This is a genomic window from Micromonospora sp. DH14 (genome assembly GCF_029809455.1).
GTDB lineage: Bacteria > Actinomycetota > Actinomycetes > Mycobacteriales > Micromonosporaceae > Micromonospora > Micromonospora parva.
This window is the reverse complement of sequence record NZ_JARVKT010000001.1, coordinates 567,787-592,867: the sequence shown is the minus strand read 5'-3', so window position 1 is coordinate 592,867 and position 25,081 is coordinate 567,787. Positions and strand designations below refer to the sequence as shown.

Genomic DNA, 25,081 nt, shown 5'->3' with positions numbered 1-25,081 from the left:
CAGAGTGCCACGTCAGAGGCGCTTCGGTCCATGACGAAAGGTGCGCACTTGCTCCGATGTTCGGTCAAAAACCTTCACGCGCCGTCGTCGGCCTTGGCCTCGTCGGCTTCCTTGCCGAGCCGCGCCTCGACCGCCTGCGGCTCGTACATCTCCTCGACGACGCGCAGGTAGAGCTCGTTCGGGTTGGGTAGGTTCTTGATCTCGCGGAGCGCCTGCTCCTGACCGGCGGACTCCAGCACGAAGGTGCCGTAGTTGAGCGCCCGGCCGGTCGGGGTCTGCTCGTACTTCATGTCGGTGACCCGGACCAGCGGCATCATCGCCACCTTGCGGGTGACGATGCCGTTGACCACCATGACCCGCTTGTTGGTCAGGATGAAACGGTCATACCACCAGTCCGCGACCTTCCACGCCACCCACCCCATCACCGCGAACCAGAGCAGCACGGCGATGGTGGTCAGCGCGCCGACGTCCTGGCCGGCGAGGAAGCCGGAGAGGTAGCCGAGCACGAAGGTCGCCGCGATGCCGATCAACAGCGGGTTGGTGAGGTGGATCCAGTGCCGCTTCCACTCGCCGCGGTAGCGCTCGGTGGGGAAGAGGTAGCGCGCCACCAACGAGCTGGGCTCGTCTTCCAGTGGCAGCACCCGCCGGGGGGTCGAGCCGGTCGCGTCGGCGCGCAACCCGGCCAGCTCGTCCTCGGAGATCTGCGGCGGCTGGTAACCGGCCTCCGGATCCCGGATCCATCCCCGACCGGAACGACCCTGACCGGCATAGCCGGGCCCGTCGCCGTAGCCGACGTCGTCCGAAAGGGACGGACCGTCGGACAGGCCGGGACCGGCCCCGTAATCCGGGCCGTCATCTGGCCCGACCCGCGGGATCGGCTCGGTGTCGCGCTCGCGGCGCTCCCGGTCGGGGTCGTCCGGGTCGAAGGGTGGACCGGAGGGGCTGCCCATCGGCGGCTAGGCGACGAGGCTGGTGAAGAAGTCGCCAAAGCCCTGGGCGATATCCATGATCCCGCCGCCGAGCGACTTGAACACGTCCGCCGCAGAGTTTGGCCGATAGGCGACGAAGAAGATCAAGAATGCGATTCCGGCCCAGGTGAGGACCTTCTTGACCATGGCGGGCCATCCTCTCGCGCGGCGCCGGGTCCCATTACCGCAGCGGCACCCAGAGTATCAGTGTGGTGTCGTACAGTGAATATCTGCGTCCGTTCTCCGTCAATCCGGGAGAGTTGTCAAGCTCTCCCGGGTAGATACGGGGACGGTGCGCCGTACACGAGCTCGGGCGGAGTCCACTCGGTCAGGTCGTGTAGCACGACATCTTCCGCGAGCAGGTGACCCGCACTCGCCGGCCAGGCTATCGCATGTAGCCACATTCCCCGAGCCTCGCCGGCGTACGCGCTTCGATCCGTTGGCGAATTCACCAACCACAGTGGAGTGGGGTGCCCGCCGACCTTGATCTTCGCCTGTCCGACGTGGTCAGGATGGCCCGACCCGGGGTCGGTCAGCGCGTCGACCAACTCCGGTCCCGGATCCGGGCCGGTCAGACCGGCGAGTCGGGTGCCCAGGCCCACACCGGGTTCCTCGGCCACGAAGACCAGATCGGCCGGACCACCGCCGAGTGGCGCCGGGCCCGCGCAGGCCAACGCTGTCGCCCGCACTCCCGTCCGGTCGTCCCCGGCGTACGCCACTCCGGTGAGTGTCCAACCGGGCGGCAGCGGCCACGGGCACCACAACGGCGTCACCGGCGGTTCGGCGGTCGCGGCGATCCGTTCCACCACGCTCGCCACGATCTCCGCTCCGATGTGCTCGGGCACGTGCAGCGGCGGCACCGGGCCGCAGTGCACACACCTTGAGTCGGTGTTCATCAGATCCGGCGCCCGTACCGGGCCCCCGCATCTCGGACAACTCACCGCGACACTCACATCCCCACCGTCTCCCCGGACCGGCGGCACGTCAAGCCCGAACGTCCGATTCGGCACCGTACGTGGGTCAGTCCGGCGGCGTGCCGGCGTGCGCGCGGATCCAGGCGTGCATCGCGATTCCGCTGGCCACGCCGGCGTTGATCGACCTCGTCGAGCCGTACTGGGCGATGGAGTAGAGCTGGTCGCACGCGGCGCGGGCCGGCGCGGAGAGGCCGGGCCCCTCCTGACCGAACAGCAGCACGCAGTCCCGTGGCAGGGTGCCGGTCTCCAGCGGACGCGACCCGGGCAGGTTGTCGATGCCGAACACCGGCAGCTGCCGCCCGGCCGCCCAGGCGACGAACTCCTCGATCGTCTCGTGGTGCCGTACGTGCTGGTACCGATCGGTCACCATCGCGCCGCGCCGGTTCCACCGTCGTCGTCCCACGATGTGCACCTCGGCCGCGTTGAACGCGTTGGCGTTGCGCACCACAGTGCCGATGTTGAAGTCGTGCTGCCAGTTCTCGATCGCGACGTGGAAGCCGTGCCGGTGCCGGTCCAGGTCGGCGACGATCGCCTCGTGCCGCCAGTAGCGGTAGCGGTCGACGACATTGCGCCGATCCCCCTCAGCCAGTAGCTGCGGGTCGTAACGGGGGTCGTCCGGTGGGTCCCCCGGCCAGGGGCCCACGCCCACCTCAAGCTGGTCGTCGGTCACGGTCATCAGAGGGTACGGACCGCGTCGGCGCCGGCCGCGACGACCTGCCGGTCAGCCCAGGTCGAGGGCGGCACCGAGCCGGTCCAGGAAGCGCCGGTCCGCCGGGCTGGCCGGTGGGTCCACCCGACGCCCGCCGGCGCCGGGCACCGCGCGACAGACCCGGGCCGCGACCGACTGCACCCACTGGCGGTACGCGGCCGAGTCGGCCGGGTCGGCCCCCCGGCGGAGGACCCGGCTCGCCGCCCGACAGGCGGCCAGCAGGTCCACCAGATCGGTCAGCCGCTCGGCGGGTTGCGGGGCGCCGTCGTGGCGGGCGTAGATCGCGGCGACCACCGCGCGGACCAGGTCACTGTCGGAGGCCCGGCCGGCGGCCACGGCGTCCAGGCCGGCCAGGCCCGCCGTGACCCCACGCTCGATCCGGCCGGGACCGGGCGCCGCGGCGGCCACGAGAACCCGGCCGGGCAGGCTGGTGAGCAGATCCCACTCGGCGGCGGAGTAGACAGCGGTGGTCAAGGGCGTGACTCGGCGGCCGGCAGAGGACGGCTCTCCCGCTACGGAGTGGCTCATCGGAACCTCCGGCGTCAGCATAAGCCCCGAGACGGGCGCCGGGCCCCTTCCCCAGCAGACCCGCGGTCAGGGAAGGAGCCCGGTGTCCGGCGACGGTCGAGCCCGCCGCGACGGTCAGCGCGGCTCGGGGAAGCTGGGCCGCTCGGGGTCCACGCCGTCGGGCACCGCAGCTTCCGCGTACTCCCGCTTGGGGACCATGACCTTGCGCCGGAAGACGCAGACCATCGTGCCGTCCTGGTTGTAGCCGCGCGTCTCCACGGACACCACGCCCCGGTCGGGTTTCGAGCCGGACTCCCGCTTGTCCAGCACCGTGGTCTCGCCGTAGATGGTGTCGCCGTGGAAGGTCGGCGCGACATGCCGTAGCGACTCGACCTCCAGGTTGGCGATCGCCTTGCCACTCACGTCCGGCACCGACATGCCGAGCAGCAGCGAGTAGATGTAGTTGCCGACCACGACGTTGCGCTTGAACTGGCTGGCCGTCGCGGCGTAGTGCGCGTCCATGTGCAGCGGGTGGTGGTTCATGGTGAGCAGGCAGAAGAGGTGGTCGTCGTACTCGGTCACGGTCTTGCCCGGCCAGTGCCGGTAGACCGCGCCGACCTCGAACTCCTCGTAGTAGCGACCGAACTGCATGCTGGTCCCTTCGACGGGCGGCGATGGAGTTCGGCACAGCATGCCTTACCGATGGTTAAGGCGACCGGCGGGGCGCGGCGGCGGCGGAAATGTCACACCTGCCACACGCCCGGGGGGAGACGCAATGAGCGGCGGGGCCCTCCCCGGCACCCGCCGCCCACGCTCTGATGTGAGGAATTCTGCCCTACGCCTGCGTAGGTTCAACAGAGATCGCGGTCACATTTATCTTTTTGTAACATTACTCTCCGTCACCAATCGGAGGTTGATCAGCGATCTCCGCAGGCCGGATACCTCCTTGTCAATGCCCAAGTTACCGATTCGTAGTGCTCAATCGGGTGGATCTCCTTGGAAACGCTCCCATCACCGCAGGTCACGCAAGTGCGTCGTGCACTTGCGTTCCGCAGCTCGGGTGTGAACAGACGTACGTCGATGACCCGCAGCGCCCCCCGGCAGCCCTGAGCACGTTTCGTGCCCCACCGCCCGGGAATTCGATACGGTCAGCCCTGGTTCTACGGGACGTAGATAAACCGCGGTGATCGGAGAGTGCAATGGCAACCGTTGAGCTGACCTCGGCGAACTTCGACGAGGTGACCGGCAACGACGGCATCGTCCTGGTCGACTTCTGGGCCGACTGGTGTGGTCCGTGCAAGCGGTTCGCCCCGGTCTACGAGCGCTCCTCGGAGAAGCACCAGAACATCGTCTTCGGGAAGGTCGACACCGAGGCTCAGCAGGAGCTGGGCGCCAAGTTCGACATCCGCTCGATCCCGACGATCATGGCGATCCGGGACGGCGTCATCGTCTTCGCCCAGCCGGGCGCCCTGCCCGAGTCCGCACTGGAGAACCTGATCGAGCAGGTCGAGGCGCTGGACATGGACGACGTCCGCAAGCAGCTGGCCGAGCACAACCACTGAGTCGTCCCACTGACGACACGCGAGGCCGGGCCCGACACGGGCCCGGCCTTCGTCGTACCCCCACCGCCCGCGCATGATCACCTGCCTGGTCAGGCCGAACTGGCCGTCGGAGGGACCCGAAGCAGTCGGTACATCCCGTATCGTCACGACCCGATGGAGAACCTGACCACCCGCGGGCGCGTGACCCGGCTGGGCGTGACCGCACTGGGTCTCGTCCTGCTCGTCGTCGGCACGTTCTGGGGCAGCGACGACGACTTCCCGTTCGGCCCGTTCCGGATGTACTCCACCTCGAACCCGCCGAACGCACCCGCGCCCGACACCCGCGTCGAGGGGGTGAACGCCTCCGGGACGGTGATCGACCTCGACCAGAACGCGACCGGCATCCGCCGCGCCGAGATCGAGGGTCAGCAGGCCCGATACGCCGCCGACCCGACGCTGCTCACCGAGGTCGCAGACGCGTACGCCGAACGCCACCCGGACGCCCCCGCGCTGGTCGAGGTCCGCATCGTCATCCGCTGGCACGGCATTCGTGCCGGCCGACCGACCGGTGAGCACACCGATGAGACGGTCGTCCGCTGGCAGGCCGCCCGATGAGCCGCTGGTTGACCGAGGCGGTGCCCCGGGGCCGGGTGGCCGCGTTCCGCACCCTGATCTACCTGTTCGTCGCCGCCGACCTGGTGATCTTCACCCCCTGGGTACGCACCCGGGTCAGCGTGCCCGGTGACCTGTACCAACCGCTCCTGATCGGCCGCCTGCTCCCACTGCCGACGCCGACCGAGACGCTGGTGACGGTGATCTTCTGGGCGTTGCTGCTGCTCGCCCTCCTCGCCGCCACCGGACGGGCGCCCCGACTGCTCGGCTGGGCGGTGTGCGCGCTGTACCTGGAGTGGATGATCATCGCGATGAGCTACGGGAAGGTCGACCACGACCGGTTCGGGCTGCTCGTCGCGCTGGCCGTGCTGCCCACCGCCGGTCGCGCCCGCCACGGCGACACCACCCGCACCGAGGCCGGCGGCTGGGCCCTGCGCGTCACCCAGATCGCGGTGATCTGCACGTACTTCCTGGCCGCCTTCGCCAAGCTGCGCTTCGGCGGTCTGGACTGGCTGACCGGCTCGGTCCTGGCCCGCGCGATCATCCGGCGCGGCACCGACCTGGCGGACCTGATCGCCCAGGTGCCGTACCTGCTCATCGTCGCCCAGTTCGGCATCGTGGCGTTCGAGCTGCTGAGCCCGGTGGTCTTCCTGCTGCCACCCCGTTGGCGACTCGCCATGGTCGGCTTCTTCTACTCGTTCCACGCGGTCACCATCGCGACCATCACGATCTCGTTCGCACCGCACCTGGCCGCGATGACCAGCTTCCTACCGCTGGAACGGGTACGCCCGCTGGTCTGGGCCCGTCGGCTCGTCGGCCGCGGCACGTCCGGTTCGGCGCCGACGGACGCCTCGGAGGCGAGCCCGGCGGACACCGACACCGGGCCGGTGCCGCCCGACCGGGGTCCGGTGGGAGCCGGGGCGGAACAGGCGTTCGACGATCAGGCTCCGGTGCTCGGGCGACCCGCCGGGCCGTAGAGCCGCTCCCGCGCCTCCTGCGGCAGGGAACAGGCCGCGGTGCCTCCCGGCAGGCGGTGCCGGTTACGCGCCACCCAGCGGTACACCGGCCAGGCCGCGGCCCGTACCGGAGGGATCCGCAGGCCGGCACCGGCGCCCCGCCAGAGCGGACCACTCGCGGCGAGGAGCTTCGCGATGGCGTCCGGGCCGGCGGCACGCGCGCCGTCCGCGCCGACCCACTGCACGGCCTCCTCGCACTCGGCCACGGTGAGGCCGAGCGCGTCCAGGTCGGCGAACTGCCACGGCACCACCCGGGCGGTGGTGGGGATGCGGCGCTCGATGAACTGCGCGCAGCTCGTGCAGAACGCGCAGTCCCCGTCGTAGACGAAGGTCGACGTCTCCATGGCGTCCATCCTCCCCTCTCCGACCGCCCGGACGCCCACCGGTGTACGGCGGGTCACTTGCGCTCGCCTCGTACACGTGTTCGAATAATGCCCATGCGCTGGGACAACCTCACCGCTCCCCCGGTCGAGGGAGACCCCGAGCGGGCAGCGCCAGCGACGCCACCCCTGCCGCTGGCGCTGCCCGGCGCCGTCGCCCGCACCTTCGACACCCCCGAGTTCGCCGGGATGACCTTCTACGAGGTGCAGGCCAAGTCCATCCTCAACCGGGTGCCCGGGCAGTCCCGCGTCCCGTTCGAGTGGACGATCAACCCATACCGGGGCTGTTCTCATGCCTGTGTCTACTGCCTGGGCGCGGATACCCCGATCCTGATGGCCGACGGTCGCACGAAACCGATCAGCGAACTGGAGCCGGGCGACCGCATCTACGGGACCGAGCGACGGGGCAGCTACCGCCGATACGTGATCACCACAGTCCTCGACAAGTGGTCCACGGTGAAGCCGGCCTACCGGGTCAGCCTGGAAGACGGCACGACCCTTATCGCCAGCGGGGACCACCGATTCCTCTCTGAACGTGGCTGGAAGTACGTCACCGGGTCCATGCACGGCAACGCCCGGCGCCCTCATCTGACCACCAACAACCGCCTGATCGGCACCGGTCGGTTCGCCAACGGGCCCAAGGAGTCACTCGACTACCGCCGGGGCTACCTCTGCGGAATGATCCGCGGAGACGCGCACCTGGGCACGTTCTCGTACTCCTATGGGACGGTGCACCGGTTCCGGCTGGCGTTGGCCGATGACGAGGCATTGAGCCGCAGTGAGCGGTACCTCGCCCTCGAAGGGATCACAACGCAGCGTTTCACCTTCGCGCAGGTCAGCACCACGCGACGTGCGATGACCGCCATCCGCACCTCGAAGCAGCGGGACATCGAGACGATCAGTGGGCTTATCCGCTGGCCGGTCGAGCCCAGCGACGACTGGCGGCTTGGCTTCCTGGCCGGGATCTTTGACGCGGAGGGCAGTTGCAGCAGAGGCGTACTGCGCATTAGCAACAGCGACGACGCCATCCTCGACCAGACGACGGCAGCACTTGGCCACTTCGGTTTCGCCTGCGTGCAAGAGGATCACGGCCGACCCAACCGCGTGCGGGCGATCAGGCTGACCGGCGGCCTCGCCGCCCGGCTCCGGTTCTTCCACCTGACCGACCCAGCCATCAGTCGGAAGCGGTCAATCGAGGGTGGCGCGCTGAAGCATCAGGGCGCGCTCAAGGTTGTCGGCATTGAGGCACTCGGGCTCGAACTGCCACTCTGGGACATCACCACTGGCACCGGGGACTTCATCGCCAACGGGGTGGTCAGCCACAACTGTTTCGCGAGAAATACTCATACTTACCTCGATCTCGACGCTGGTGCGGACTTCGACCGGAAGGTGATCGTCAAGGTCAACGCCGGCGAGCTGGTCCGGCGGGAGCTGGCCGCGCCGAAATGGCGGGGCGCGCACGTGGCGATGGGCACCAACGTGGACTGTTACCAGCGCGCCGAAGGCCGCTACCGGCTGATGCCGCAGATCATCGCCGCCCTGCGGGACTTCGCCAACCCGTTCTCGATCCTCACCAAGGGCACGCTGATCCTGCGCGACCTGCCGCTGCTGCGTCAGGCCGCCGAGGTGACAACGGTGGGCATCTCGTTCTCGGTGGGGTTCGTCGACGAGCACCTCTGGCGCACCGTCGAGCCGGGCACACCGCACCCCCGCCGCCGGTTGGACGCCGTCCGGGCGCTCACCGACGCGGGTTTCTCCGTCGGCGTGCTGATGGCCCCGATCCTGCCCGGCCTCAGCGACAGCGACGAGTCGATCGAGGCCACCGTGTCGGCGATCGCCGCCGCCGGTGCGACCAGCGTGACCGCCCTGCCCCTGCACCTGCGTCCCGGCGCCCGGGAGTGGTACGCGCACTGGCTCGCCCGCGAGCACCCGCACCTCGTGCCCCGTTACCGCGAGCTCTACCGGGCCGGTGCGTACGCCCCGCAGGCGTACCAGCGGGAGTTGACCGCGCGGGTGCGGATCGCCTCCCGCCGGCACGGGCTGCACCGCGGGGAGCGGGGCGACAACCGCACCCTGCCCGGGCCGCCGCCACCGTCGGCAGCCGAGCAGCTGACACTGCTGTAATCGGAGCTACAGTCGGCGGGTGCGTACCGCTCAGCAGATCCTCGCCGACTCCGCCGTGATCGCCGTCGTGGGCGCGTCCCGCGACCCCAACAAGGCCGCGCATGGCGTGCCATTGCAGATGCAGCGACACGGCTGGCGGATCATCCCGGTCAACCCGTCGGTCGATGAACTCTTCGGGGAGCGGGCGTACAAGACTCTCGCGGACATCCCGCACCCGGTCGACCTGGTGAACGTGTTCCGGCCGGCGGCCGACGCCGTGCAGGTCGTCCGCGACGCGGCGACGATCGGCGCTCCCGCGGTCTGGCTCCAACTGGGCATCGTCTCGGCCGAGGCGCGGCGGATCGCCGAAGAGGCCGGCATGGACTACGTGGAAGACCGCTGCCTGGCCGTGGAACGCGCCGTGAACGCGCTAACCCGCCTGACCTGACCCACCCCACCCCATCCCGCGAGCCCCCGCCCGTCGATCATGGAGTTGTGGTGCCGAACTTGGCAAGATTTGTCGTCTAAATCCCCCACCACAAGTCCATGATCGACGCGGCAGGAAGCGGGGCCTGGCGGGGGCGGGGTTGGGGGGTGGGTTAGAGCTTGTACTCCTTGAGGAGGCCTCGGCTGATGATGGTCTTCTGGATCTCCGAGGTGCCCTCGCCGATGAGCAGGAACGGGGCCTCCCGCATCAGCCGCTCGATCTCGTACTCCTTGGAGTAGCCGTAGCCGCCGTGGATGCGGAACGCCTCCTGGACGACCTCGGCGCAGTATTCGGAGGCGAGCAGCTTGGCCATCCCGGCCTCGACGTCGTTGCGCTGGCCGGCGTCCTTGAGCCGGGCGGCGTTGACCATGAGAGCGTGCGCGGCCTCGATCTTCGTGCCCATCTCGGCGAGCTTGAACGCGATCGCCTGGTGCCTGGCGAGCGGCTGGCCGAAGGTCTTGCGCTGCTGGGCGTACTGCACGGCAAGCTCGAAGGCGCGGATGGAGATGCCGCAGGCGCGGGCGGCCACGTTGACCCGGCCCACCTCGATGCCGTCCATCATCTGGTAGAAGCCACGGCCCACCTGGTCAGCGCCGCCGAGGATCGCGGAGTCGGGCACCGTCACCCCGTCGAGCACCATCTCGGTGGTCTCGACGCCCTTGTAACCCATCTTCTCGATCTTGCCGGGGATGGTCAGGCCGGGAGCGGTCTCGCCGAAGCCCGGCTCCTTCTCCAGCAGGAAGGTGCTCATGTTGCCGTAGACGGACTCCGCGCCGGTGTCGGTCTTGACCAGGGTGGCCACCACCGAGGAGTACGCCCCGTTGGTGAGCCACATCTTCTGCCCGTTGAGTACGTAGCTGTCGCCGTCACGGACGGCCCGGGACTTGATCGCCGAGACGTCGGAGCCGGTCTCGGGCTCGGACATGGAGAACGCGCCGCGCACCTCGCCGGTGGCCATCTTCGGCAGGAGGCGGGCCTTCTGCTCGGCGGAACCGTGCTGGGAGACCAGGTACGCCACGATGAAGTGGGTGTTGACGATGCCGGAGATCGACATCCAGCCTCGGGACAGCTGCTCCACCACCAGCGCGTAGGTGAGCAGCGATTCGCCGAGCCCGCCGTACTCCTCGTCGATGGTGAGGCCGAAGAGCCCCATCTCGCGCATGCCGTCGAGAATCTCGGTGGGGTACTCGTCGGCGTGCTCCAGCCGCTGCGCGTGCGGGATGATCTCCTTGTCGGCGAAGTCCCGAACGGTCTCCAGGATCGACTGTTGCACATCGGTCAGGCCGGGTGTCTGGGCGAGTCGAGCCATCACAGCCTCCGGGGATCCGCGCACTACTCGTGGGTAACTGAACGCTGGGTCAGTATCGGTCTCTCGGGTCGGCGAGGCCAAGGTGACCAGTCCACACAACCGCTGTGAAAAGGTTCACCGCTGCGGGTAGCGTCCGGCAAGAGGGACTTTTCCGGCACCGGCAGGAGGAGGACAGCTGTGAGCCACCCGCCGCCGTCGGGACCACCCGGCGACGAGCCGCCGCCGTCGCCCTACGAACCACCGGCTGACCAGTCGCCGTACGCGCCACCGCCGGCCGGCCAACAGCCGTACGCGCCGCAGCCGGACCAGCCGGCGTACGAGCTACCGGCGGAACGCTCACCGTACGGGCCACCCGGCGACCAGCCGTCGTACGGTGACCAGCGGCCGCAGCAGTCGGCGCACTGGAGCCAACAGCCGCCGTACCCCCCGCAGGGCCCCTACGGTCAGTACGGCCCACCGCCGTCCGGGCCGGGGCAGCGCACCAACGTGCTGGCGATCCTGTCGCTGGTGTTCGCCTTCGTGTTCCCGCCGGCCGGCGCCGTCCTCGGCCACGTGGCCAAACGGCAGATCCGCACCAGCGGCGAGGACGGCGACCAGCTCGCCACCTGGGGGCTGATCCTGGGCTACGTCTTCACCGGGCTCACCGTGCTGGCCTGCTGTGGCTGGCTGGCGCTGGTGGCCTTCGCCAACAACGGTGACAGCGGCGGCTACTGACCGGCGCACCGGCGCGGAGCGTTCCGGTCAGCGGAAACGGGCCTCGCGGACGCTGTTGCCGCCGTCCACCACCAGCATCTGCCCGGTGATGTACGAGGCAGCCGGCGAGCAGAGGAAGCTGATCGCCGCGGCGACCTCGTCCGGCGTGCCCGGTCGCCCCACCGGCGTGCCCAGACCCTGCTTGATCTCGGCCATGGTGGACGCCGCTGTGTAGATGGTGCCGGGCGCCACCGCGTTCACCGTCACGCCGTCGGCGATCATCTCCATGGCCAGGGCCCGGGTCAGCCCGACCACCCCGGCCTTCGCTGCGGCGTACGCGGCCTCGGTGGGCAGGGCGTTGACCGGGCCGGCAGTGGCCGCCAGGTTGACGATCCGACCCCAGCCCCGCTCGGCCATCCCCCCGATGAACGCCCTGCTGCACAGGAACGCGGTGGAGAGGTTACGGTCGATCTCGCCACGCCACTCGTCGTAGCTCAGCTGGGCCACCGGTCGCAGCACGCCCTGGCTGGCCCGGCTGGCCAGGCCGGCGTTGTTGACCAGCACCTCGACGTCGCCCAACTGCTCGGCGACCGCGTCGGCCAGTGCGCCGACCTCGGACTCGTCGGTCAGGTCCGCGACGAAACCGGTCACCCCCAGCTCGGTCGCCCGCTCGTGGATGCGTCGGGTGGTCGAGACGATGGCCACCCGGGCACCGAGGTCGGCGAGTCGCCGGGCGGTCGCGTAACCGATGCCGTCCGGGCTGCCCGCCCCGGTGACCAGGGCGACCCGCCCGTCGAGACGCATGGTCACCGGTTCGGCGAGCGCGACCGGCTCGTCGCTGCCGGAGCTGCCGGCCGGGGCGGCCGTCCGGGCGCGCCGGGCCGCACCCGGGCGGCTGACGTCCCGTCGGGGTCGGCTGCCGGAGCGGTCCGCGGCGCGAGCGTCGAATGCCATGCCAGGGATCCTGCCCGTTACGACCGGCCCGGGCAACGCGGCACCCGGAAGCAGGGGCATCGGGTTTGGGTGGCTGTGGCTACCCTGTCTCCGCACCCCGACCTGACGGAGAGTTCGCATGACAAATCCCCCGCCGCCCGGCAACTGGAGCGATCCCACCTGGTCGGCCCCGCCAACGAGCCCCACACCCGACCCGACCCTGGTGGCCGGCCAGCCGGTGCCCCCACAGCCGGGCCCGGTCGACCCGTACGCCCCGACCAACCCGTACGCCCCGGTGAACCCGTACGCCCCGGTCGACCCGTACGCCGGCGCGCAGGCGCCAGCCACCCAGCCGATGGCCGAGTACGCCCCGCCCGGGTACGCCCCGGCCGGCTACCCGCAGCAGTACCCCGGCTACGGCTACCCGCAGCCGCCGAAGACCAACGGACTGGCCATCGCCGCGTTCGTGCTGGCCATGATCGGTTTCACGTCCTGCATCACCGCGCCGATCGGCGCGATCCTCGGGCACGTCGCGCAGAAGCAGATCCGCATCAGCGGCGAGGGCGGCGCGGGGATGGCGAAGGCCGCCATCATCATCGGCTGGATCCTCACCGGGTTCCTGGTGCTGGTGCTCGCCATCTACGCCGCTGCGATCATCTACGCGATCGCGACGAGCAACGACAGCGGCAGCTACTGACCGGCGGGCGGGACGGCGTACCGCCGATTGTCGAGCCGGGTCGACAAGCCGTCGGCCGCCGTCCCGGCCCGGCCCGTCACTGCTCCGGCGGGGTGAACGACGAGGTACGGCTCATCCCGGCGGCCCGGCCCTTGGAAGCGACCACCAGCGCCATCTTGCGGGACGCCTCGTCGATCATCTCGTCGCCGAGCATCACCGCGCCGAGCTTGCCGCCGGCCTCCGAGGTGTAGTGCTCGTACGCGTCGAGGATCAGCTCGGCGTGGTCGTAGTCGGCCTGCGCCGGCTGGTAGACCTCGTTGGCGGCGTCGATCTGACCGGGGTGCAGCACCCACTTGCCGTCGAAGCCCAGCGCGGCCGAACGCTTGGCCACCTCACGGAACCCGTCCACGTCGCGGATCTGCAGGAACGGGCCGTCGATGGCCTGCTTGTCGTGCATCCGGGCGGCCATCAGGATCCGCATCAGGATGTAGTGGTACGGGTCGCCCGGGTAGTCCGGGATCAGCGCACCGACCACCAGCGACTTCATGTTGATCGACGCCATGAAGTCGGCCGGGCCGAAGATGATGGTCTCCACCCGGGGCGAGGCGCCCGCGATGGCGTCCACGTTGACCAGGCCGGCCGCGTTCTCGATCTGCGCCTCGATGCCGATCCGGCCGACCTCCAGGCCGAGGGTCTTCTCGATCTGGGTGAGCAGCAGGTCCAGCCAGTGCACCTGCTCGGCGGTCTGCACCTTCGGCAGCATGATGCAGTCCAGGTTGGCGCCGGCACCCTCGACGACCTCGATGACGTCCCGGTAGGTCCACGGGGTGGTCAGGTCGTTGACCCGGACCACTCGCGTCTTTCCGGCCCAGTCACCCTCGTTGAGGGCGGCCACGATGTTCTTGCGCGCGTCCGGCTTGGCCAGCGGGGCGACGGCGTCCTCCAGGTCGAGGAAGACCTGGTCGGCCGGGAGCCCCTGGGCCTTGCCGAGCATCTTCACGCTGGAACCCGGTACGGCGAGGCAGGACCTGCGGGGGCGACCGACTGCGGCCATGGATGCGCTCCTTCCAGCGTCCGGCGGGCACGCCGACGCCACCTGACGACAGATCCGAAACCTTAACGATCCCAAAGGTCGTTGTGACGCCACGGTAACCTCGCGCCATGACCGGGGTGAATGGACCTGTGGAAGATCTCACTGGGCGTCGACTGGTGGTGGTGACCGGGGCCAGCTCCGGCATCGGGTTGGCCGCCGCCGTGCACCTCGCCTGCCGTGGCGACCAGGTGGTGCTGGTCGGGCGGGACCCGGCCCGGCTGCAGGCCGCAGCCGAACGGGTCCGGGAAACCTCCGGTGAGCGGCCGGAGCTGTTCCGGGCCGACTTCGCGGTCCTCGACGACGTACGCCGACTGGCCGCCCAACTCCGGGCCGCGTACGACCGGATCGACGTGCTCGCCAACAACGCCGGCGCGATCGCGCTGCAACCACTGAGCACCGTCGACGGCTTCGAGATGTCGATCCAGGCCAACCACCTGGCCCCGTTCCTGCTGACCAGTCTGCTCGCCGACCGGGTGGGCCGGGTGGTGGTGACCGCCTCCGGCGCGCACCGCTTCGGCGCGCTGGACCCGGACGACCTGAACAGGCCGCTGCGTGACTACCGGCCGATGGGCGCGTACGGCACCAGCAAGCAGGCGAACATCCTGTTCACCGCCGAGGCGGCCCGGCGCTGGCCGGACATCTCCGCGTACTGCTTCCACCCCGGGGTGGTCCGCACCCGGTTCGCCAACGACAGCAGGATCGTTGCGTTCGGCATGCGTTTCATGCCGTTCCGCAGCCCGGAGAAGGGTGCCGAGACCCTGGTGTGGCTGGCCAACCAGGACCGCTCCCGGCTGATCAACGGGGGTTACTACGTCGACCGACGCCCGCGTCGGCCCCTGCGGAAGGCGGCCGATCCGCAGCTTGCCGCCCGGCTGTGGGCGGCGAGCGCCAAGGCGGTCGGTCTCGATGACTGACCGGGCCGATGAGCTGACACTCGTCGCTATCGTCGAGTTCGCCGTCGGGGCGGAGGCCGCCGGCCAGCGCTACGAGGACGCCGTGCTGGCCCTGCTTGAACGGCACGGCGGCCGGCTGGAACAGCGACTGCACGGCACCGACGGGCAGACCGAGGTGCACGTGATCCGGTTCGCCGGACGGGCCGGCTACGAGTCGTTCCTCGCCGACCCGGACCGGGCGGCCCTGCGTGCCGCCCTCGGCGACGCCGCCCCGACGACCCGGGTCATCGAGGTGCACGAGGTCTAGCCGCCGCGGAGGATTCGGTCTGACCGTCGAGCGCGCCGGCGTCGCAGCCACGACAGCACGGGCAGCGCGACCAGGACCGCCAGGATGAACCCCACAGCGAGCGCCCAGAACGGCGGTGGCCCGTAGTGGGGGCGGCCGGATTCGCGTACCGCCCCGTCGATCGCGAGGTCGGCGGCGACCGACAGGTCGGTGATGCCCTCCGGCGTCCGGAAGAGCACCTCCGGCGCGGTCGCCCCCCGACGTAGCACCACGAGTTCCACCGCCTCCGTGCCGACCTCGTGATAGGGGCCCCAGGCGACGTCGTGCTCCTCCGGGCTGTCCACCGCGGCCGGGCCCGGTACGCCGACCAACGCGACAGCCTCGTCCGCCGAGCGCCAGCCGAGCAGTTGCACGAACGAGCGGGAGCGCAGCGGCGGGAACGCCGCGCCGGGCAGCGGGCTGCCGTCGACTGTGGACCTGGGGACCAGTGTCCAGGTGCGTCGATAGGACGGAACCGGGCAGTCGGTGCAGGTGGACCGGCCGAGGACAGCAACCGAACGGCCGTCCGGCAGCCAGGACCCGGCCCCGGCGAGCCGCCCGCCCGCCAACGGCAGCTTCCGGTACGGCTCGGCCACCCGATCCGCGCCCGCGTCGTCCACCCGGGCCAGCCAGACCTCGTCGCGGAGCTGAAGGGCGAGGTCGCCGCCGTCCGGCGACAGCGCGGCCGTACGCCCCGGCGGAACCCAGGTGGTGCCGACCCGCACCCGCAGCACATCGGTTCCGCGATCCCGGTCGTAGACCCCCACGTACGGGGTGGAGTAGGTGTTCGGGGACGTGAACGTGGTGTCGTCGTCGGCGTACACCAGGCGTTTCCCGTTGGGCGCGAAGGCGAGTGGATAGCCGTCCGGGCGATCCGTAGTGGTCCTTCCGGACGTGAGATCGAGCAGCGACGCGCCCATCCAGACATACCGGCCGTCCGGGGAGAGCATCGCCTCGAAGCCCGCGACGACCGGATCGCCGGCCAGCACGCGGTAGCGGTCGTCGTCGGCGGCCACCACGGCCATCCGGGTCTCGAGCCAGTTGGTGCGCACGGCGGGACCGCCGAAGAGCATCGCGGCGGCACCCGGCGCCGACGCCCGCACCGAGGCGGTCCGCAGTGGCGGGTCGACGAGTCGGGTGGGCAGGCCCGGGGCGTCGTGCCGAGGGCTCGCGGGCAGCGGCAGGGCGACCGGGTGCAGCGCGTACCCGGTGCCCAGGAGCAGGACCAGGACGGCGAGCGCGCCGGCGACGACGGCCCGGCGACGACGGTGCCGGGTCCGCGCCGCGTCGAAGAGCCCCTCCGGTACGCGCGCGGGCGGCACGTCGTCCGCGAGGCGACGCAGCGCTTCGGAGAGCCGACTGGTCACCGGGCCACCTCCTGCGGGTCACGGCCGACAAGTTCGGCCAACTCGGGGGCGAGGACACGGAGTCGACCGAGGGCGTGGCGGGTCTGACTCTTCACGGTGCCGACCCGGCAGCCGAGCAGTTCCGCCGTCTCCGTCTCGGTGCGGTCCTCGTAGTAGCGCAGCACGAGGACCGCGCGCTGTCGCGCGGTCAGCCGGGCCAGCGCCGCCGACAGCACCAGCCGCAGATCGGTGTCGTCACCCGGCCCGGGGCGTTCCGGCAACGCCCCGTCCAGCCGCTCCGGTGGGCGGGCCCGCCGCCAGCGCCACCAGCTGGCCGCCTGCGTGCAGAGCACCCGGCGCAGGTAGGCGCGCGGGTCAGCGATCCGCTCCCACCGCACCGCGACCCGAGCGAGTGCCACCTGGACCAGGTCCTCGGCATGATGCCGGTCACCGGTCAGCAGGTACGCGAGCCGGGTCAGCCCGGCGGTCTCGGCCCGGACGAAGTCGGCGAAGCCGTCCCGGGTGCGGTCCTCAGTCGTCAACGGATCGCCCTCCTCACCCGGACAGACGCCGGGCGGACCCCCCGCGGAGGGAACCAGCGTTGATGTCGTGTTCCTTGTCGACGGGGAACTGGGCAGGCTGCTCGCCACTCTCGGCGACTCCGCGCCGACCACCCGGGGCGTCGAGGTGGCAGGGACGTGCCTTCCACCTTCACTTCATCATCCCCGACCCGCGAGAACAAGACTTGATCTTGGCTCGATCGGCGGTCAGGGTCAGTCCATGGATTTCGATGCGACAGCCACCGCGCGACGGGCCCTGTGGATCGGTGGCGGACAGTGGGCCGGCAAGTCCACTGTCGCCGTCAACCTGGCGCTGCGGCACGGGCTGACCGCGTACCTCTACGACCGGCACGACGCCCGCGGCCACGACGACCGACGCGTGGCCGACCGCGTCCGACGTGGTGACCCGCCGGCTGACCCCGACCCGGACGCCACCTGGGTGCACACCGATCCGGCGCGGATGGCGGCCGAGACACTGGCCGGCTTCCCCCGTCGCTTCGAATGGGTGCTCGACGACCTCAGCGCACTGGTCTGCGGACGGCGGGTGGTGGCCGAGGGTTGGGGGCTGCGAGCGGAACTGGTCGCACCGCTGGTGGAGTCGGTACGGCAGATGGTGGTGCTGGTGCCGACCCCCGGGTTCCGCGCCCACCAGATCACCCGACTGCCCCGGGCCAGCGCTGCGGTAGCCGGGGTGAGCGACCCGGTTCTTGCGAACCGTCACCGGTGGGAACGCGACGAGTTGGTGGCGGCGGACGCGGTCGTGCAGGCCGAGCGACTGGACGTCCGCGTGATCCGGGTCGACGGCAGCCTGGACGGCGAAGGACTGACCGACCTGGTGGCGGACCACTTCGCCGCGTACCTGTGAATCCCCGTCAGGACAGTGGCGTCGGGTCGGCGGGCAGGGCTGTGGGTTCGGCCGCACGGCGGCCGGCGCGGGCGCCGCCCAGCACCACCACCGCCACGCCGGCCAGCAGCAACGCCATCCCGAGCAGCGCGTACGGGCGGGGCACCTGACCCAACCAGGCCCAGCCGAGCAGTGCGGCGCCGGGCGCCTCCAGCAGGATCAGCACGGCGACCGTGGTCGCCGGGATCTTCCGCAGGGCGTAGTTGAACATCGAGTGCCCGAGCAGTTGGGCGCCGGCCACCAGGGCCAGGATGGCCAGCCAGGTACGCCCGTCGAACCCGGTCAGCCGCACGCCGCCGACCAGGCACAGGGCCAGCAGGATCAGCGCGCAGATCCCGTAGCAGATGGTGGTGTAGGTGGTGGTGCTGATGCTGACCCGGGCCCGTTCGCCGAAGGCGGTGTAGACGGCGGCGAACATGGCGCCGATCAGCGCCAGCACGTCACCGAGGACGGCCCGGCCGGAGACGCCCACGTCCACACCGGTGGCGATCGCCGCGCCGCCGACCGCCACCGCGATGCCGATCCACACCACCCGGGGCAGCGGTCGCCCCTGGGCGCGGGCGATCAGCCCCTGCCAGACCGGCTGGGTGGCGACCAGCGCGGTGGACGTGGCGACCGTGGTGAGCTGGGCGCTCGGCACCCAGGTCGCGAAGTGCCCGGCCAGCGCGACCCCGGACAGCACGCAGAACAGTCCCTCCCGTCGGCCCGCGCCCACCGTCAACCGACGGAACTCGGCGCGACGCCGGCCAGCGCGACAGGGCTCAGGACGGCCACCGCGAGCAGGTTGCGCCAGAACGCGATGGCCAGGGCGGGGGCAGCGGCGTACGCGATCAGCGGCGCTGACGACGACACGGCGACCACTGCCAGTCCGACCGCGCCGGTGGTCAACGGATCCACTGACGGTCGAGGTGAAGATGGGGGCACGGGACGTAATCCTCACACGTATGACGGTCGCCACGGAGGGTCATCACTCCGTTACGATCACGCGGGTCCGCGCCGGCGACCCTCGACCGCCCGGAGGCGTTCCCCCATGTCCAGCTACCAGGCGGTGCTGTTCGACTTCTTCGGCACCCTGACCCGTTCGGTGCAACGCGGTGCCGCGCACGCCGGCACCGCCGAGCTGCTCGGGTGCCCCACCGACGCGTTGTCAGAGGTGCTGAACCGCACCTACTACGAGCGGGCCAGTGGCCGGTTCGGCAACGCGGAGGCGACCCTGCGCTGGGTGTGCGCCCAGGTCGGCGTACACCCCAGTGACCAGGCGGTGCGGGCGGCGGTGGCGTCCCGGCACCTGGCGGTCCGCGCGGACACCTGGCTGCGGGCCGACGCGGTGCCGGTGCTGGCGGCCCTGCGCCAACGCGGCCTGCGCACCGGCGTGATCAGCGACTGTACGCACGAACTGCCGGCCTTCCTGCCCCAGTTGGCGGTCGCCCCGCTGCTCGACGTACAGGTCTTCTCGGTGCAGGTCGGGCGGTGCAAACCGGATCCGACGCTCTACCTGACCGCCTGCCAGCGGCTCGGGCTCACCCCGGGCGACTGTCTCTACGTCGGCGACGGTGGCAGCCAGGAGTTGACCGGCGCCGAGCGGGCCGGGATGACAGCCGTCCGGCTCGCCGCACCGGATCTGGCCACCCACATGGTGTTCAACGCCGACCGGGACTGGCGCGGCCCGACCCTCGGAACCCTGGGTGAGGTGCTCGCCCTCGTCGACCCCGACGCGGCGGTGGCGGGCGTCGGCGGTCGGGCGGACTGATCCGTTGATCAGCGGCGGCGGACCCGGTGCAGCCGGAACGGCTTACGGGTGGCCCGCACCGCCGGAGTCGCCCGGGGCGGCTCGGCCTGCGCGTCGGCCGGCAACTCCGCGCCGGCCAGCGGCGTACCGGCCGGGACGAGGCGGTTCACCGCGCAACCGTCGGCGGCCCAGCGGGCCACCAGGTCGGCGGTCGGTCCGGGCGCGTTGAGGCGCTTCGCCGCCACCAGCGGGGCGGTGGTGTCCCACGCCTCGGTGCCCGGCTGCAACCGGCTCACCCGGGCCGGCCAGGTGACGATCCGACCGCCGTGGTCGCCGCGCAGGGTGACCTGGGCCTCGGTCGCGTCGGCCAGACCCAGCGCGGCCTGCTCACCCGGCCCGCTGACAACCAGGAGCGCGCCCTCCAGCGGGGCGCACCAGAGCGCGAGCGCCGGCCCACCGGCAACGCTGACCCAGGCCACGGCGGCCTTCTTCATCGCCTCGTCGACCAGTGGGGTGCCCCCGGGGGCGTCCTTGTCCGTCACACCCGCATCCTCCCGCATCGGCGCCCGCGCTCAGCCCACGAACGGCGGCACGGCGATCTCGCCGCGGGCCACCGGCATCACCTGACCGGTGACCGTCGCACCGACCGCCGCGCCGTCCGCCGCGGTGACCGTGCAGGCCAACGCGGACGGGCGGTTCATCTCCACGCCCTGACGGACCGCGTACTCCGACCGCCCCTCGCCGGGCAGCAGACCACTCGCCACCAGCCAGACACCCAGGCCGAGCGCCGCCGAACCGGTCGCCGGGTCCTCCGGAACGCCCATCCCCGGCACGAAGACCCGGGCGTGCGCGGTTTGCGCTGCCGCGTCCCAGGAGAAGACGCTGACGTGCGACACCCCGTACCGCTCCGCCGCCGCCGGGTTCACCCGGGCGCGGGCCACCGACTCCGGCCGCACCGGCAGGTACGGAAACTCCAGCCCGCAGCCGGCCACCCGGGGGGCGGGCCCGATGTGGTCCTCGGCGGCCAGCCCGGCGATCTCCAGCAACGGCTCCGGATCCAGCTCCGGCCCGAGGGTCGGGGTGCCACCGGTCAACGTCGCCCCGGACGCGGTCACCTCGATCGGCAGCACACCGGCCCCGCACTCCTGGGTGACCTGCCCCACACCGAACATCCCCCGCCGGCACGCGGTGACCGCCGCGCCGACGCTGGGGTGCCCGGCGAACGGCAGCTCCTCCACCGGGGTGAAGATCCTGGCGCGGTAGGTGACGCCGACCTGGGTCGGTGGCAGCACGAACACCGTCTCGGAAAGGTTGAACTCCAGCGCGAGCGCCTGCATCTGCTCGGTGGCCAGCGCCTCCGCGCCGAACACCACCGCCAGCGGGTTGCCGGCGAAGGGGCGATCGGTGAAGACGTCCACGATCTCGTAGGCCAAGGTCGACATGTTGATAAACAGTAGGCGCTTAGGCTGGTGCGCGTGAGCACGCCGACCCGGGTCTACATCGCCCGTCTCGCCGGAGTCGCCGTCTTCGACCCGAACGGTGACCAGGTGGGCCGGGTCCGTGACGCCGTGGCACGGCTCCGGGCGACCAAGCGTCCACCGGAGGTGGTGGGGCTGGTCGCCGAGATGCCGATGCGTCGTCGGATCTTCCTGTCCATCAACCGGATCACCTCCATCGACGCGGACGCCGTCGTGCTCGGCTCCGGCACCCTCAACCTGCGCCGCTTCGAGAAGCGACCGAACGAGCTGCTGGTGCTCCAGGAACTGCTCGACCGGCGGGTGCAACTGGACCCGGGCGGCCAGCCGGGCGCAGTCGTGGACGTCGCCATGGAGTGCACCAGAGGTGGCGAGTGGTCACTGACCCGCGTCGCCGTCCGCGAGCAGACCGGTCGGCTCAGCCGCCGCGGCCACCTGCACCAGGTCGAGTGGGACCGGGTGCGCGGGCTCAGCGGCATCGCCGACAACCGGGGTACGGCGAACCTGCTCGCCGTACTGGAGGACATGCGCCCCGCCGACCTGGCCAACGCGTTGCAGGACCTGCCCGACGCGCGGCGCAACGAGGTCGCGGCCGCGTTGAACGACGAGCGACTGGCCGACGTGCTCAGCGAACTGCCCGAGCACGACCAGGTGGAGATCCTCGCCGCCCTCGACCGGGAGCGGGCCGCCGACGTCCTGGAGGAGATGGACCCGGACGACGCCGCAGACCTGCTCAACGAACTGCCCCCACCCGAGCAGGACGTGCTCTTGGACCTGATGGAGCCGGACGAGGCCGACCCCGTGCGTCAGCTGCTGAAGTACACCCCTGGCACGGCGGGCAGTGTGATGACCTCGGAGCCGGTCATCCTGCCGCCGGACGCCACCGTCGCCGAGGCGCTGGCCCGGATCCGGGAGCCCCAGCTCTCCCCCGCCGTCGCCGCGCAGGTCTTCGTGACCCGGGCGCCGCAGAACACCCCGACCGGCCGCTACCTGGGCATGGTGCACTTCCAGGCGCTGCTGCGCGAACCGCCGGCCGATCTGCTGGGCAAGGTGGTGGTCAACGACATCGACCCGCTCCGTCCCACCACCCCGCTGCCGGAGATCACCCGTCGGATGGCCACCTACGACCTGGTCGCCATGCCGGTGATCGACCGCAACAACCGGCTGGTCGGCGCCGTGACGGTGGACGACGTGCTGGACCACTCGCTACCCCGCGACTGGCGGGACCGTGACGCGCTGACCGCCTCGGGCGGCACCGACACCGCGCTGGACGGCACTGATGGCTGACCAGCGGCGGACGGAGCGTCTCGACCAGCCACGCGAGCCCCGGGGTGTCAAGCTGCCCCGGTTCGACGCGGAGGCGTTCGGCCGGTGGTCCGAGGGCATCGCCCGGGGCATGGGCACGGCGAACTTCATCGTCGTGATGACCGTGGTGATCACGATCTGGTTCGTCTGGAACACGTTGGCCCCGGCGAACCTGCGCTTCGACCCGTACACCTTCACCTTCCTGACCCTGGTGCTGTCGTTGCAGGCCAGCTACGCGGCTCCGCTGATCCTGCTGGCCCAGAACCGGCAGGCCGACCGGGACCGGGTGGCCCTGGAGGAGGACCGGCGGCGGGCCACCGCGCAGAAGGCGGACACCGAGTACCTGGCCCGGGAGATCGCGGCCCTGCGGATCGCCCTGGGTGAGGTCGCCACCCGCGACTTCCTCCGCTCCGAGCTGGCCCGGCTGGCCGAGGAGCTGGACGAGATGGGCCAACGTCGGCAGCGACTGGAACGCCGCCAGCAGGAGAAGGACAACCGGCAGGAGCGGCGTGGCCCCCGCCCGAGCGACGGTGTCGGCCTGGACGAACCCCGCGACGACCTGGACGGCGACCTCACCCGGGACGCCCGGCCGGACGGCACCGCCCCACGCCGGTCGGAGGGCTGACCGGCGGGTCATCGATTGGCTCACACCGCCCCGGGCAGCGGCGGCAACGGATGCCCCGCGACGTAGCATTGCGGGCATGTCAGCACCCGTGAGCACCGTCGAGGACGCGATCCAGGCCGCCCTGGCCACCGTCAACGACCCGGAGATCCGCCGGCCCATCACCGAGCTGGGCATGGTCCGCTCCGCCACGATCGGTGCCAGCGGTGTCGTACGCGTCGAACTGCTGCTCACCGTCGCCGGCTGCCCGCTGAAGGACAAGCTGCGGACCGACATCACCGCCGCCGTCGCCGCGGTGCCCGGCGTCACCGGTGTGGAGATCGACTTCGGTGTGATGACCCCGGAGCAGCGGCAGTCGTTGCAGTCGCAGCTGCGCGGCGGCGGCGCCACCGAGGAGCCGGTCATCCCGTTCGCCCAGCCCGGCTCGCGCACCCGCGTGTACGCGGTGGCCAGCGGCAAGGGTGGCGTCGGCAAGTCCAGCGTGACTGTCAACCTGGCGGCGGCGCTCGCCGCCCGGGGGCTCTCGGTCGGGGTGGTCGACGCGGACATCTACGGCCACTCGGTGCCCCGGATGCTCGGTGCGGACGGCCGACCCACCCGGGTCGAAGACATGATCATGCCGCCGCAGTCGCACGGCGTGAAGGTCATCTCCATCGGCATGTTCACGTCCGGCAACGCCGCCGTCGTGTGGCGCGGCCCGATGCTGCACCGGGCGCTGCAGCAGTTCCTGGCCGACGTCTACTGGGGCGACCTGGACGTGCTCCTGCTCGACCTGCCGCCGGGCACCGGTGACGTGGCCATCTCGTTGGCCCAGCTGCTGCCCAATTCGGAGATCCTGATCGTCACCACCCCGCAGACCGCCGCCGCCGAGGTGGCGGAACGGGCCGGGGCGATCGCCCTGCAGACCCACCAGCGGGTGGTCGGCGTCATCGAGAACATGTCCTGGCTGGAGCTGCCGGACGGTTCCCGGATGGAGGTCTTCGGTGCCGGTGGTGGTGCGGCGGTGTCCGAGTCGCTGAGCCGGACCATCGGCGCACAGGTGCCGCTGCTCGGTCAGATTCCCCTGGACACCCGGGTCCGCGAGGCCGGCGACGCCGGCAACCCGGTCGTGCTGGCCGAGCCGGAGTCCCCGGCCGCGCAGGCACTCGGCGCGATCGCCGACCGGCTCGCCGTGCGCCGCGAGTCGCTGCTCGGCAAGCCCCTCGGCCTCAAGCCCGCCGGTCGCTGACCGACAACGAACACCGCCAGCCCGTCGGCCGCTGTTGGCCGGCGGGCTGAGTCGTCTCCACGGAGCTGGCAGCCGGGGCAGCCGGCGGGCGTGATCGACTCGGCTTTCCGGAAGTCGCGGTATCCGGCGCCGGTTGACGGGCCGACTTCCTGAAAACCGAGTTGATCAGAGCAAGCTCGGGGCCAGGCGGGCGCCAGCCGGCCGGATCAGGTCAGGTGGCGTCGTCGTAGCTGACGCGGGGGGCCGGCGCGGTGGGGTTGCTGGTGGCCGTGCCGGAGCGGGCCCCGTCGGACCGCAGGTCGGCGGCGTTCGCCACGTCCTTCAGGTCGTCGTGCACGCCGCTGACGTCCGCGCGCAGGTTGTCGTAAACGCCCTGCAGCGGCTTGCGGATGGCCGCCTCGTCCTCCTCGCTGAGGAGGTGCTTGCGGATGAACGCCTTCGGGTGCAGGTCTTCCAGCTGGATGTCGGTGCCCAGCTCACGGCTCAGGTCTCCGGTGGCGTTGCGGGCCATGTTGCGCAGGTTGCGCACCAACCGCAGGCCGTCGGTGATCACGGCGGGGAGCCGGTCGCCGAAGATCAGCAGAGCCAGGAGCAGCAGCGCACCGATCTCCCACCAGTTCAGGTTGTCGAGCATCCCGCGGGCCTCCTCTCGGCGTCAGCAGCAAGACTACGCACGCCAGGCGGCTTTCGGGC

Annotated in this window: 29 protein-coding genes and 1 pseudogene; 14 read left to right on the top strand and 16 right to left on the bottom strand. The window is 71.1% G+C overall.

The window, feature by feature from the left end; all coding sequences use genetic code 11:
* Positions 1 to 74 precede the first annotated feature (74 nt).
* The 6 genes from QCZ28_RS02795 to QCZ28_RS02770 form a co-directional block, all read right to left on the bottom strand.
* The gene (locus QCZ28_RS02795) at positions 75 to 950 is read right to left on the bottom strand and encodes a PH domain-containing protein (RefSeq protein ID WP_279515060.1); all 876 of its coding nucleotides are present in this window, start codon (positions 948 to 950) and stop codon (positions 75 to 77) included.
* 6 nt (positions 951 to 956) lie between these two features.
* Positions 957 to 1,115: a hypothetical protein gene (locus QCZ28_RS02790; protein ID WP_007455302.1), complete on the bottom strand. Its 159-nt coding sequence runs from the start codon at positions 1,113 to 1,115 to the stop codon at positions 957 to 959.
* A 116-nt stretch (positions 1,116 to 1,231) separates the two neighbouring features.
* On the bottom strand, positions 1,232 to 1,909 hold the full coding sequence (locus QCZ28_RS02785) for a DUF6758 family protein (protein ID WP_347815075.1): 678 nt from the start codon (positions 1,907 to 1,909) through the stop codon (positions 1,232 to 1,234).
* A 79-nt stretch (positions 1,910 to 1,988) separates the two neighbouring features.
* Positions 1,989 to 2,612: an RNA methyltransferase gene (locus tag QCZ28_RS02780; protein WP_279515058.1), complete on the bottom strand. Its 624-nt coding sequence runs from the start codon at positions 2,610 to 2,612 to the stop codon at positions 1,989 to 1,991.
* A 51-nt stretch (positions 2,613 to 2,663) separates the two neighbouring features.
* Entirely contained in the window at positions 2,664 to 3,200 is a 537-nt protein-coding gene (locus tag QCZ28_RS02775; RefSeq protein WP_279515057.1) for a hypothetical protein, read from the bottom strand.
* Between the two features lie 93 nt (positions 3,201 to 3,293).
* The gene (locus QCZ28_RS02770; RefSeq protein WP_030329188.1) at positions 3,294 to 3,809 is read right to left on the bottom strand and encodes a MaoC family dehydratase; all 516 of its coding nucleotides are present in this window, start codon (positions 3,807 to 3,809) and stop codon (positions 3,294 to 3,296) included.
* Positions 3,810 to 4,357: 548 nt separating this feature from the next.
* Here QCZ28_RS02770 and trxA point away from each other — a divergent pair.
* The 3 genes from trxA (at position 4,358) to QCZ28_RS02755 (ending at position 6,288) form a co-directional block, all read left to right on the top strand.
* A complete protein-coding gene (gene trxA, locus QCZ28_RS02765; RefSeq protein ID WP_030329190.1) occupies positions 4,358 to 4,720 on the top strand; it encodes a thioredoxin in 363 nt (120 codons plus the stop codon).
* A 153-nt stretch (positions 4,721 to 4,873) separates the two neighbouring features.
* On the top strand, positions 4,874 to 5,314 hold the full coding sequence (locus QCZ28_RS02760; protein WP_279515056.1) for a hypothetical protein: 441 nt from the start codon (positions 4,874 to 4,876) through the stop codon (positions 5,312 to 5,314).
* Positions 5,311 to 6,288 carry an HTTM domain-containing protein gene (locus QCZ28_RS02755; RefSeq protein ID WP_279515055.1) on the top strand — a complete coding sequence of 326 codons (978 nt, stop codon included), beginning with the start codon at positions 5,311 to 5,313 and terminating at the stop codon, positions 6,286 to 6,288. Before QCZ28_RS02760 ends, QCZ28_RS02755 begins: the two co-directional genes overlap by 4 nt.
* Here QCZ28_RS02755 and QCZ28_RS02750 read toward each other — a convergent pair.
* Positions 6,252 to 6,671, bottom strand: a complete 420-nt coding sequence (locus QCZ28_RS02750) for a DUF393 domain-containing protein (protein WP_279515054.1) — start codon at positions 6,669 to 6,671, stop codon at positions 6,252 to 6,254. The genes QCZ28_RS02755 and QCZ28_RS02750 overlap by 37 nt on opposite strands.
* A 93-nt stretch (positions 6,672 to 6,764) precedes the next feature.
* Here QCZ28_RS02750 and QCZ28_RS02745 point away from each other — a divergent pair, with 93 nt between their 5' ends.
* Complete coding sequence (locus QCZ28_RS02745) at positions 6,765 to 8,831, top strand: intein-containing Rv2578c family radical SAM protein (RefSeq protein WP_279515053.1); 2,067 nt, start codon at positions 6,765 to 6,767, stop codon at positions 8,829 to 8,831.
* Positions 8,832 to 8,850: 19 nt separating this feature from the next.
* A complete protein-coding gene (locus tag QCZ28_RS02740) occupies positions 8,851 to 9,258 on the top strand; it encodes a CoA-binding protein (RefSeq protein WP_030329201.1) in 408 nt (135 codons plus the stop codon).
* Positions 9,259 to 9,409: 151 nt separating this feature from the next.
* On the opposite strand, the gene QCZ28_RS02735 is transcribed toward QCZ28_RS02740, so the two are convergent.
* A complete protein-coding gene (locus tag QCZ28_RS02735; protein ID WP_279515052.1) occupies positions 9,410 to 10,606 on the bottom strand; it encodes an acyl-CoA dehydrogenase family protein in 1,197 nt (398 codons plus the stop codon).
* Positions 10,607 to 10,783: 177 nt separating this feature from the next.
* On the opposite strand from QCZ28_RS02735, the gene QCZ28_RS02730 reads away from it, so the two are divergent.
* On the top strand, positions 10,784 to 11,320 hold the full coding sequence (locus tag QCZ28_RS02730) for a DUF4190 domain-containing protein (protein ID WP_030329206.1): 537 nt from the start codon (positions 10,784 to 10,786) through the stop codon (positions 11,318 to 11,320).
* Positions 11,321 to 11,347: 27 nt separating this feature from the next.
* Here QCZ28_RS02730 and QCZ28_RS02725 read toward each other — a convergent pair whose 3' ends face one another.
* On the bottom strand, positions 11,348 to 12,253 hold the full coding sequence (locus tag QCZ28_RS02725; protein ID WP_279515051.1) for an SDR family NAD(P)-dependent oxidoreductase: 906 nt from the start codon (positions 12,251 to 12,253) through the stop codon (positions 11,348 to 11,350).
* Between the two features lie 118 nt (positions 12,254 to 12,371).
* Between QCZ28_RS02725 and QCZ28_RS02720 the strand changes: the two genes are divergently transcribed.
* Positions 12,372 to 12,929 (top strand): DUF4190 domain-containing protein, encoded by a 558-nt coding sequence (locus QCZ28_RS02720; protein ID WP_279515050.1) that lies wholly within the window; start codon positions 12,372 to 12,374, stop codon positions 12,927 to 12,929.
* 76 nt (positions 12,930 to 13,005) lie between these two features.
* Here QCZ28_RS02720 and QCZ28_RS02715 read toward each other — a convergent pair whose 3' ends face one another.
* Complete coding sequence (locus tag QCZ28_RS02715; protein WP_279515049.1) at positions 13,006 to 13,962, bottom strand: CoA ester lyase; 957 nt, start codon at positions 13,960 to 13,962, stop codon at positions 13,006 to 13,008.
* Positions 13,963 to 14,090: 128 nt separating this feature from the next.
* Here QCZ28_RS02715 and QCZ28_RS02710 point away from each other — a divergent pair, with 128 nt between their 5' ends.
* Both QCZ28_RS02710 and QCZ28_RS02705 read left to right on the top strand, forming a co-directional pair.
* Positions 14,091 to 14,915, top strand: a complete 825-nt coding sequence (locus tag QCZ28_RS02710; RefSeq protein WP_279515293.1) for an SDR family NAD(P)-dependent oxidoreductase — start codon at positions 14,091 to 14,093, stop codon at positions 14,913 to 14,915.
* Positions 14,908 to 15,201 (top strand): hypothetical protein, encoded by a 294-nt coding sequence (locus QCZ28_RS02705; RefSeq protein WP_279515048.1) that lies wholly within the window; start codon positions 14,908 to 14,910, stop codon positions 15,199 to 15,201. The genes QCZ28_RS02710 and QCZ28_RS02705 overlap by 8 nt, the downstream gene beginning before the upstream one ends.
* Here the strand turns inward: QCZ28_RS02705 and QCZ28_RS02700 are convergent.
* Entirely contained in the window at positions 15,198 to 16,586 is a 1,389-nt protein-coding gene (locus tag QCZ28_RS02700) for a hypothetical protein (RefSeq protein ID WP_279515047.1), read from the bottom strand. The two genes, QCZ28_RS02705 and QCZ28_RS02700, sit on opposite strands and share 4 nt — an antisense overlap.
* Positions 16,583 to 17,107, bottom strand: a complete 525-nt coding sequence (locus QCZ28_RS02695) for a SigE family RNA polymerase sigma factor (protein ID WP_279515046.1) — start codon at positions 17,105 to 17,107, stop codon at positions 16,583 to 16,585. Before QCZ28_RS02695 ends, QCZ28_RS02700 begins: the two co-directional genes overlap by 4 nt.
* A gap of 238 nt (positions 17,108 to 17,345) precedes the next feature.
* On the opposite strand from QCZ28_RS02695, the gene QCZ28_RS02690 reads away from it, so the two are divergent.
* Complete coding sequence (locus QCZ28_RS02690; RefSeq protein WP_279515045.1) at positions 17,346 to 17,990, top strand: hypothetical protein; 645 nt, start codon at positions 17,346 to 17,348, stop codon at positions 17,988 to 17,990.
* A gap of 7 nt (positions 17,991 to 17,997) precedes the next feature.
* Here the strand turns inward: QCZ28_RS02690 and QCZ28_RS02685 are convergent.
* Positions 17,998 to 18,953, bottom strand: a pseudogene (locus QCZ28_RS02685) (DMT family transporter).
* Between the two features lie 106 nt (positions 18,954 to 19,059).
* Between QCZ28_RS02685 and QCZ28_RS02680 the strand changes: the two are divergent.
* Positions 19,060 to 19,779 (top strand): HAD family hydrolase, encoded by a 720-nt coding sequence (locus QCZ28_RS02680; RefSeq protein WP_279515044.1) that lies wholly within the window; start codon positions 19,060 to 19,062, stop codon positions 19,777 to 19,779.
* A gap of 8 nt (positions 19,780 to 19,787) precedes the next feature.
* Here the strand turns inward: QCZ28_RS02680 and QCZ28_RS02675 are convergent, their stop codons facing one another.
* Positions 19,788 to 20,318, bottom strand: a complete 531-nt coding sequence (locus QCZ28_RS02675) for a hypothetical protein (RefSeq protein WP_279515043.1) — start codon at positions 20,316 to 20,318, stop codon at positions 19,788 to 19,790.
* Positions 20,319 to 20,330: 12 nt separating this feature from the next.
* Positions 20,331 to 21,200, bottom strand: coding sequence for a PhzF family phenazine biosynthesis protein (locus tag QCZ28_RS02670; protein WP_279515042.1), 870 nt, complete (start codon positions 21,198 to 21,200; stop codon positions 20,331 to 20,333).
* Between the two features lie 33 nt (positions 21,201 to 21,233).
* On the opposite strand from QCZ28_RS02670, the gene QCZ28_RS02665 reads away from it, so the two are divergent.
* From QCZ28_RS02665 to QCZ28_RS02655, 3 genes are all read left to right on the top strand, one after another.
* The gene (locus tag QCZ28_RS02665) at positions 21,234 to 22,520 is read left to right on the top strand and encodes a CBS domain-containing protein (protein ID WP_279515041.1); all 1,287 of its coding nucleotides are present in this window, start codon (positions 21,234 to 21,236) and stop codon (positions 22,518 to 22,520) included.
* Positions 22,513 to 23,163, top strand: a complete 651-nt coding sequence (locus QCZ28_RS02660; protein WP_279515040.1) for a DUF1003 domain-containing protein — start codon at positions 22,513 to 22,515, stop codon at positions 23,161 to 23,163. The genes QCZ28_RS02665 and QCZ28_RS02660 overlap by 8 nt, the downstream gene beginning before the upstream one ends.
* Before the next feature lie 76 nt (positions 23,164 to 23,239).
* Entirely contained in the window at positions 23,240 to 24,388 is a 1,149-nt protein-coding gene (locus QCZ28_RS02655) for an Mrp/NBP35 family ATP-binding protein (RefSeq protein WP_279515039.1), read from the top strand.
* A gap of 211 nt (positions 24,389 to 24,599) precedes the next feature.
* On the opposite strand, the gene QCZ28_RS02650 is transcribed toward QCZ28_RS02655, so the two are convergent.
* Positions 24,600 to 25,022, bottom strand: a complete 423-nt coding sequence (locus QCZ28_RS02650) for a preprotein translocase subunit TatB (RefSeq protein WP_279515038.1) — start codon at positions 25,020 to 25,022, stop codon at positions 24,600 to 24,602.
* Positions 25,023 to 25,081: the final 59 nt, after the last annotated feature.